Raw genomic sequence first — 8,520 nt, forward strand, 5'->3', positions numbered from 1 at the left:
GTACCTCCTCGCGGCGCCGCTGCTCCTGGGGGGTGAAGCCGCCGCCTTGGGCATACCGCACACCTTGGTCATACAGACCAAATCAGCCCTCGTCAGCTCACCGACAAGACCCATTTAAGTTCCGTAGCTCGCCTTCCACCGGCTTATCCATCGAACGGTCAACTGTTCTCGGTTATCGGGCGTTGGCGTCTCCCAGACCACGCGAATCGCGCCATATAGGGCGACAGTTATTGAACCGTACTTATCGGCGCAATGGGTCGGTAGGGTGCCGCTGCCATCGGACTGCGTCGCGGGCAAGACTGATGACGACCAGCTTGGGTCTTCTCGCTCCGAGGGTTGTCTAGGAGAAACCGTCACGATCTACCACCAGCCGAGGTCTGAATCCACTACCAACGAGAAAACAACCCGGCTATTCTCACCTCAGCCGGCTAACCCGGCCCTCGTGAAAACCAGGCACAGTTCAAGGCAAGGAGTGCCTGCTCGGTGACACCCACCTCATCGACTGGTGATGTGACTTTTGGTTATTTCCCGGACCACGAGCGCATTGACGTCGCGCTCGATCGCGGTCAATTCACGCGCGCGCTCGTCCTGGACTCGCCCGTACGGTCGCTTGCCGGCCAGGTGAGCGAGTGCCGGGTGCTGTGGCGCCCGGACGTGGAACTCCCCGAGGGTGTCTACTGGTTTCAAGGTGTCGAGGACGGCCCGATCATTCTGCAGGTCGCTGCTGGTGCCCTACCCGGCGGTGCCATGGTGGAGTCACCGTATGGCCTCGACGCCGAGCATCCCCTGCTCGCCGCATGGAGCTGGGCTGAGGAGCTGTGGCACAAGGCGGCAACTGTCCCCGCCCCGCTCTTCGCTGTCAACGACGCTGCCCTCACTCATCCCGGCGGCATGGATGTGGTGGTGCGCGACCGCAAGTTCCTCCGCGAGCAGTGGTCGTACACGGTCATGGTCGAGGGCCGCCAGCAGGAGATTGTGGAGTCGCGGTTACGGCCACGTCCGCCGATCGACGCCCCGCCGCTATGGGTGACCCGTGAGCCGACCCCGGCGAGCAGGTTCGGCGCCACACTCACTCGCGCCAAGCTGCTGGGCAAGTTCGCCAACACGCTTTTCTCGTTCCGTGCCACCCGGACGACTTTCCGGCCCTACCAGTTCAAGCCGGTGCTCAAGCTCCTCCAGACCGGCAAGGCGAGGTTGCTCATTGCTGACGAGGTGGGCCTGGGAAAGACCATCGAGGCGGGCCTGATTTGGACCGAGTTGGAGGCCCGGGGAGAGGCCGACCGGGTCCTGATCGTGTGCCCGTCGGGGCTGGTGGGCAAGTGGAAGGAGGAGATGGAGGACCGCTTCGAGTTCGAACTCACGGAGCTCGACGGCGCCGGCTTGAAGTCCTTTCTGCAGCGGCACCAGCAGAACCGCCTGCCCGCCCGCCAGGCCTACATCTGCAGCCTCGAACGTCTGCGCACCTGGGACGGGCTGGAGGATCTGCAGGCCGTACCGCCCGAGTTCGATCTGGTTGTCGTTGACGAGGCGCACTCGATGCGCAACCAGGACACCAAGAGCTACGCGCTCGGCACGGAGCTGGCGGACTGGGCCGCGAACCTGGTCTTCCTCACCGCGACGCCTATCAATCTCCACGAGCGGGATCTGCTCAACCTGCTCGAACTCCTCGTGCCGGAGGACTACGGGAGCAGCCTGGACCTGCAGCTACGCCTGGAGCCCAACCGGATCATCAACGCTGTCACAGCCCGCCTCGTCGAGAAGGGGGTTCGCGGCCGGGAGTTGATTGCCCAACTCGATGCGCTCAGGACAACGACGCTTGGTGGCGCGCTCATGCGACGGCCCGACTTCGGCCTTCTACGTGATTTGCTGGCCAAGGACGAGCTGACGCCTCGCGACATCGTCGACGCCAAGCGCTACCTGGCCGGACTGAATACGCTCTCCGCCGTCATCACCCGGACCAAGAAGGTCGAGGTCGACGACCGCAAAGCCAGACGCACCGAGGATCGCCAGGAGATTGAGTGGACCGCTGCGGAGCTGGGCTTCTATATGGAGTACCTCCAGTGGTGCGCGGACCGGGCCGCGGCGATGGACAGCCACCTCTACTTCGCGATGCAGATGCCGCTGCGACTGGCCAGCGCATGCCTGCCGATGGCGCGTCAGGCGGTGCTCGACCCGGTCGCCTTCGGCGACATCACTGACGCTGACTCGGATGCCACACCCTACCGACTTGAACCGCACGCCGACCTTGTCGCGGCAGCTCAGCGCCTTCCCGAGCATGTCGACACCAAGTTCGACGCCCTCCTGGAGGTGCTGCGACGGCTGCACCTGCAGGAGCGCCGGGCGCTGCTCTTCACACACTCCCGCCCGGCCTTGGCCTACCTGGCCGGTCGGCTCGGCACCGAGTTCAAGGTCACGGTCATGCACGGCGGGGTTAGCCGCGAGACGCGGCGCCAGATCATGGCCGACTTCCGTGCGGGTGCCTATGACTTCGTGCTTGCCAACCGGGTGGCCAGCGAAGGTCTCGACTTCGAGTTCTGCTCGGCAGTGATCAACTATGACCTGCCCTGGAACCCCATGGAGATCGAGCAGCGCATCGGCCGTATCGACCGGATCGGGCAGAAGGAGGAGACGATCCTCGTCGTCAACTTCGTCAACGAGGAGACCATCGACGAGCGCATCCTTGCCCGCCTGCTGGATCGCATCCACATCTTCGAGTCGTCCATCGGAGCGCTGGAGCCCATCATCTCCGCGCAGGCACCGAGGGCGTTGCAGGCCGGTTTCGACTTCACGCTCACCGAAGAACAGCGGGAACAGAAGCTGCACGAGGCGCTGACCGCCATCGAGGAGCAGCGCGCCGGCCTGCGGGACGTCTCGGACGCGTCGAGCGCGCTGCTGATGAGCAATGACGTCGACGTTGCCGGGCTCGAGGACGACCTGGTGAGGACAGGCCGCTACATCGGGCAGCGCGAGCTTGCTCTGCTGCTCGACGACTGGGCGCGCACTGATGGCGCGACCGGCGTGAAAGTCGCATCTGACGGCCTCACCCTGGAGTTGCGGGGCAACGCCGCCATGGCCGTCCGCGTCGACAGTCTCGCGGAGTCCGCCCAGCGCTCCCGCGCGGAGACGCGGTCGATCTCCGCGCGGCTACGCAATGAGTTACCGGTCACGCTCTCCCTTGACCAGGAGCACGCCCGCACGCACGGCGGCACGCTGCTCACCGCCACGAGCCCGCTCACCATGGCGGCGGCGGCGATCCCGGGTCACCGGCAGGCGCGCTTCGCGTCACTGCGCATCAGACGAGATTCAGACGAGGTCGCGCCCGGCACCTACATTGTCGTGCTCGCGACTGCGGCAAGCTCCTCTCGACATGGTGACGAGATCTGGGGTGCCGCCGTCACGGAGGCTGGTCGTGACGCCGGCGACGGCCCCGCGAACGCCCTACTGGCGGCGCTCGCGGAAGGGAAGTTGGTTGACGCGCCCGTGCCCCCCATCGAGCGGCTCCCCAAGCTCGCCGAGCGTGCGTTGAACCTCCTGCATCTGCGCCACGAAGAGGAGCAGGTCCGGCGGGACGGCGAGTTCGCGGCGCTGCAGGATGCACGGATCGTCTCGGTCACGGCCCAGCACGAGCGCAAGCTGGCGACGATCCGCACGCGCATCGAGACCGCATCGTCACGCGGCCGCGGACGGAGCGTCGTCGCGGCATTCCAAGGCCAGGAACGCCGCGCGAAGGAGAAGTTCACCGCATTGCTGGAAGGCATCCGCACCGCGGGCCAACCCGAGATTCGGCTGGAGCCGCTCGCCGCATGTGTTGTCGAGATTGTTGACCGAACGGAGATGGAATGACCCTGGATAGGAAGCAGCTCGATCTCGAAGACGAGCGGACCGCGCAGAAGCGCTACCGCCGCAAAGTCCAGGACCGGGCCAGCCGACCTATCACGCATCAGGGACCGCGCAGCATCTTCTGGACGGGCACCGGGTTGCCGCAGAAGCCTGCCATGCCGTTCGGAGATCTCGTCGGCCGTGTCGCGCTTCGCCAACCGCACGAGCTCCTCGACGGGACCAGCGATTTCTACATCGGCGAGGCCCGTGCCGATCTCGACGGCGTCCAGGTCTACAGCTGGGCAGCCCCCGTCGCCTGCACGTTCTTCCGCGGCCTCCGTCACCATGAGCTCTGCGACGAGGTCGCCGTCATTCGCGCCTTCGAGCACCGGGGTGACGACATCATCGACTTCTACGACGAGCCGGTGTGCGACGACGTTCCGGCGCAGCCCTTCCGCAAGCGCGCACTCTCCGTTCCCGCAGCACCGAGCCACTCGAAGATACTTCGCCCACCCGCAGCGCCCACGCCAACCCACAGCTCCACGCCGCCAGTACCTCACCCGCGTAATTCGCCCTCGGCTGATATTGCCGCTGTCCCTGCGCCGTCCCTACGTGCGGAGGCCCTGCTGCGCGCACGGCTCGCTGCGCCGCGCGCGAAGAGCCTCGCACCCGTGCTCGCCACACTTCAGCCGGACCAGTACGACCTCGTGACCGTGCCGGCGATGGATAGCATGATCATCGAGGGCCAGCCCGGCACTGGCAAGACCATCGTCGCCTCCCACCGGGCGGCCTACCTCGTCAGCGATGAAACTCCTCCGGAGAACACCCTCGATGGCACTGTCCTGATCGTGGGACCGACCCGTGGCTATTCTCGGCACGTACGAACGGTGATCGCCCGGCTGACCGGCGAATCGGAGCGGGTTCGGGTTCTCTCGCTGCCTGAGCTGATGCGCCGTATCCTCGGTGCGCCGGTCGAGTCCCAGAGCACGATCTCGCGGTCCTGGCAGGACGTCGACAAGGACCTGGCCATGTTCGTACGCGCCGCGATCACGCGGCTGAAGGCCAGCGAAATGATGCCCACACTGCAAGACGTCTACGAGCACCTGCGTCGCAACGGCAGCAGTGTACACCCGGTGACCCGGAACCCCGAGTGGGTCGGCTATCTGCACAATCTCCCATCGGTGCGGGACGCCCTGACCATGCGGGCGCACATTCCACTGCTCGCGACCATCAAGTGGGAGGTCGCCAAGCCGCGTGACCTTGTGGGCATCGAACACATCATCGTCGACGAGGCTCAAGACGTCACTCCGTTGGAGTGGCTCCTGCTGGCGTCGATGAACGAGGCCCATGCATGGACACTCATCGGCGATCTGAACCAGCGGCGCTCCGACCATACGCTGGCGTCGTGGGCGCAGGTCCTCGAGCTGCTCGCCATTCCACACGGGGATCCGCCGGTCCGCCGACTTGTACGAGGTTACCGGTCCACCCGGCCGATTCTCAGATACGCCAACCGGCTCCTTCCCGCTGCGGAGCGAGCGGTACTAGCTTTTCAGGAGGTGGGACCTGAGCCCACCGTCGAGAAGTGCCGACAGCCGGATCTGGGAGTCACGGTGCTCCGCCACGTGACCCGCCTGCAGGCTGCCCATCCTCATGGCACCATCGCCGTCATCACCGCCGACCCGAAGGCGGTGGAGACCGTGTTGCGGCGGGAAGGCTGGGTGAAGCCCCGAAGCGACCTCTCCACCTGGCGACGCGCGGGCCGCGAAGTGACCGTGGCCCAACCGGACGACGCCCGTGGGTTGGAGTTCGATGGTGTCGTCGTGGCCGAGCCCGCTGATTTCCCCCAGAACTTCGGCCGGCAGGGACCGCTCTACACGGCACTTACCCGGCCGAACCGCGAGCTGGCCGTCGTTCACGCAAAGCCGCTTCCTGAACGGCTCCGGAAGAAGTAACGGCTCTTGCGCCGCTACTTCGCTGTCGCCCTGCACTGCTCTTGGCTGCGTCAGCGAGCGTGGCCGAGGAGGAGTGATGCAACGGACCCCTTGTCGCCGTACGACGGACATCGGACGCTGGGTCGTCATCGATGCCAGGTCAGCCGGTTGACCCTAACGCGCCTGGAGAGGTTCGGTTCGGGGAAAACAGTGTCGCCCAGACCAGGTGTCCGACGTCGTCGGATCCCTCGTAGCCGATGCTGTCCGCGAGGGCGGTGACGACGGCCAGGCCCCGGCCACGCTGGGTTGTGGTGCGGAGGGGCATGCCGAATCGGGGGATGCCGCCCCAGCCGCAGTCGTAGATGCCGATTCGGACGCTGTCTGGGGTGCGGGTGACTTCGACGATGAAGGTGCCGCCCGACCTGCCGCTGCCGGTGTGCCGGACGGCGTTCCCGGCGAGCTCGGTGACAATCAGCGCGGCGTCTTCCCGGCACCACGCGTCGGCCAGCAGGAACCGGACGAAATGGCGAGCATGGGGGATCTGGTCGAGTGCGCCCATGAAAGTACGCCGCCAGATCAGCCGGCCGGGTGGCATGTCGATCATTGCCCGTACATGTACGGGAGGCACTTCGCCGGGGGCGGCGAGAGAGAAGTCCGGGTCTCGCTGCGGCGGTACGAACGCGGGGGCGGGCTGTTCGGTGACGGTCTCGATGAGACGGGACAGATAGGGCATGGGATTCCTAACAAGGGCTCTGGCTGCCTCCGAGGTGTTCGACCATCGGAGGGTTGTGAACAGTGGCTGTTCTCCTGCACGCAGAACTGTCCCTCGGCGCCACTGATCAGCGAATCCCCATCTCCGGCGTATCGATTACCCGCGTCGACACTCCTCTGAGCTGGGCGAATGCCCTCTGACGGCGTGTCCATATCCCCGGGACCGGTGCCGGTTGCTCCCGCTTTCTGTGCGTAGCGTAACCGGTGATGTACGATCCGTGCGCAATCGCAGGTGACGGAGGTGTGCGGATGTCCGGTGAGGGTTACCGCGTGCTGCTTCGGGCACGCGCCCGTAGCGCGGAACTACGCGCCAAGGGCTTCACCTGGGACCAGATCGCCGACGTGTTCGCGCTCGATCACGGCGTAAGCCCGCTGAGGCTGTACCGGCTCGCCTACGGCCGCACCGCTGCCGAAGTCGTCAGCCTGGTCAACGACCTCGACCCGGTGGGCACAGCCTCGTTGCGAGAGGCCCGGCTGTACGACTTCGAGGCTTGGCCGGACGGTGGACGTAGGCCGCCCGCCCGGTGCCTCGTCACCTTGGCCCGGATCTACCAGACCCATGCGGCCAGGCTGGTCGCCGACGAAGCTCGGATGTCCTACAGCGTCAAAGACCGGGAACTGCTCGACGCTACCGACCTGCGCCATCTGGACGAGAACCGGCCACCGGCGCCCTGCCCGGATGGCGGGCGACGTGTCAGCATGGATGCGAGTGCGGGTGCCCCGCTCGCCGAATCGGCTGTGGACACGTCGGCGTGCGTGGAACTCCTGCGTGCCATCGGCATCGAGGAGGCCGACGTGAGGCGACGTGAGCTGCTGTTCGAGCTGGCACTTGCGTTCGGAGGCACTCAAGCGCTGCGCCTGTTGCGCATACTCGGCCCCGAGGAGGAGCAGCGCCTTGGCCAGGTCGTGCGATCGGCGAGTCGGGTGGATCCGCAGACGGTGGCGACCTTCGAGAAGCTGACCGCGTACGCGCGAGAAGTGGACGACGGCCACGGCCCCGCCGACTTGCTGCCTGCCGTGAACGGACAGCGGAACGCGTTGGCCCAGATTCTGGCCCGCGAATTGATGCCACAGGCGTTGCGTGGTCGCCTGCTCGCGTCGTACGGACAGTTGTCGCAACTGGCCGGGTACCTCGCCTACGACCTGCTCGACGTCGCGGCCGCTCAGCGGGCGCTGAATGAGGGATTGCGAGCGGCGCTGGACCTCGGGGACCCGACGCTGATCGGTTATCTGCACTGCTGGCTGGGGAGCATGGCCGCTTACCAGCAGCGCGCAGCCCTTGCCCTGGATCACGCGTTCGCGGCTCGCGGCTGGGTCGCCAGGTCACCGAGCCGGCTGCTTCGCGCCATGAACGAGTCTGTGCTGTCCGCCGCCTACGCGGCTGCCGGGGACACGACCGCAAGCGCCCGTGCGCACGACAACGCACTCCGGCTGGCTGGAGACCCGAAGGGTGAGGGGGACCCCGCCTTCCTGTACTGGATCTCGCCCTCGATGCTGGATTCGAAGGCGGCCATGTCGCTGGTCCGGTTGAGGCAGTCGGGTGCGGCGGTTGCGGCTGCACAGCGCACGCTCGCCGGGCTCGATCCTCGCTTCAAGGTCGATCGTGGATTCGCCCTCACGCAGTACGCCACGGCCCTGACCCTCGCCCGGGAGATCCCCGAAGCCACCGCGCGTCTGTCCGAGGCGGCCGATATCGCCGCACAGCACACCTCGGCTCGCCTTGCGCATCAGATCGCCCAGGCGCGGGCCGGCCTGCAACCGTGGTCAGACAGCCGACACGTCAGTCGGCTCGACAAGACCCTGCAAGCCCGTGGTCTATCGGGAATGTGATGCTCAGCTTGGTGAGTAGCGGCAGATAAGAACTATCGCCGCCTCGGCCTTGATGAGCTCTTATATGGCTTCCTTCCGTCGCAGAGGATTTCGATACCCGAATAAGGCCAAGATGTCGCTGGGAGGCAAGATTACGAGCGTCATCGACAAGGCTCTGAGTCGCAACCAC

At 66.1% G+C, this 8,520-nt stretch carries 4 protein-coding genes; 3 read left to right on the forward strand and 1 reads right to left on the reverse strand.

Annotated elements, in window-relative coordinates; all coding sequences use genetic code 11:
• Window positions 1-483: 483 nt before the first annotated feature.
• A complete protein-coding gene (locus tag HHX33_RS33930) occupies window positions 484-3,843 on the forward strand; it encodes a DEAD/DEAH box helicase (RefSeq protein WP_182878139.1) in 3,360 nt (1,119 codons plus the stop codon).
• A complete protein-coding gene (locus HHX33_RS33935; protein WP_182878140.1) occupies window positions 3,840-5,771 on the forward strand; it encodes an AAA family ATPase in 1,932 nt (643 codons plus the stop codon). Before HHX33_RS33930 ends, HHX33_RS33935 begins: the two co-directional genes overlap by 4 nt.
• Window positions 5,772-5,910: 139 nt before the next feature.
• Here HHX33_RS33935 and HHX33_RS33940 read toward each other — a convergent pair whose 3' ends face one another.
• A complete protein-coding gene (locus HHX33_RS33940; RefSeq protein ID WP_182878141.1) occupies window positions 5,911-6,483 on the reverse strand; it encodes an ATP-binding protein in 573 nt (190 codons plus the stop codon).
• 287 nt (window positions 6,484-6,770) lie between these two features.
• Between HHX33_RS33940 and HHX33_RS33945 the strand changes: the two genes are divergently transcribed.
• Complete coding sequence (locus HHX33_RS33945; protein WP_182878142.1) at window positions 6,771-8,351, forward strand: hypothetical protein; 1,581 nt, start codon at window positions 6,771-6,773, stop codon at window positions 8,349-8,351.
• Window positions 8,352-8,520 lie beyond the last annotated feature (169 nt).

The sequence above is a fragment of the Microbispora sp. H10670 genome (assembly GCF_014161385.1).
Taxonomy (GTDB): domain Bacteria; phylum Actinomycetota; class Actinomycetes; order Streptosporangiales; family Streptosporangiaceae; genus Microbispora; species Microbispora triticiradicis.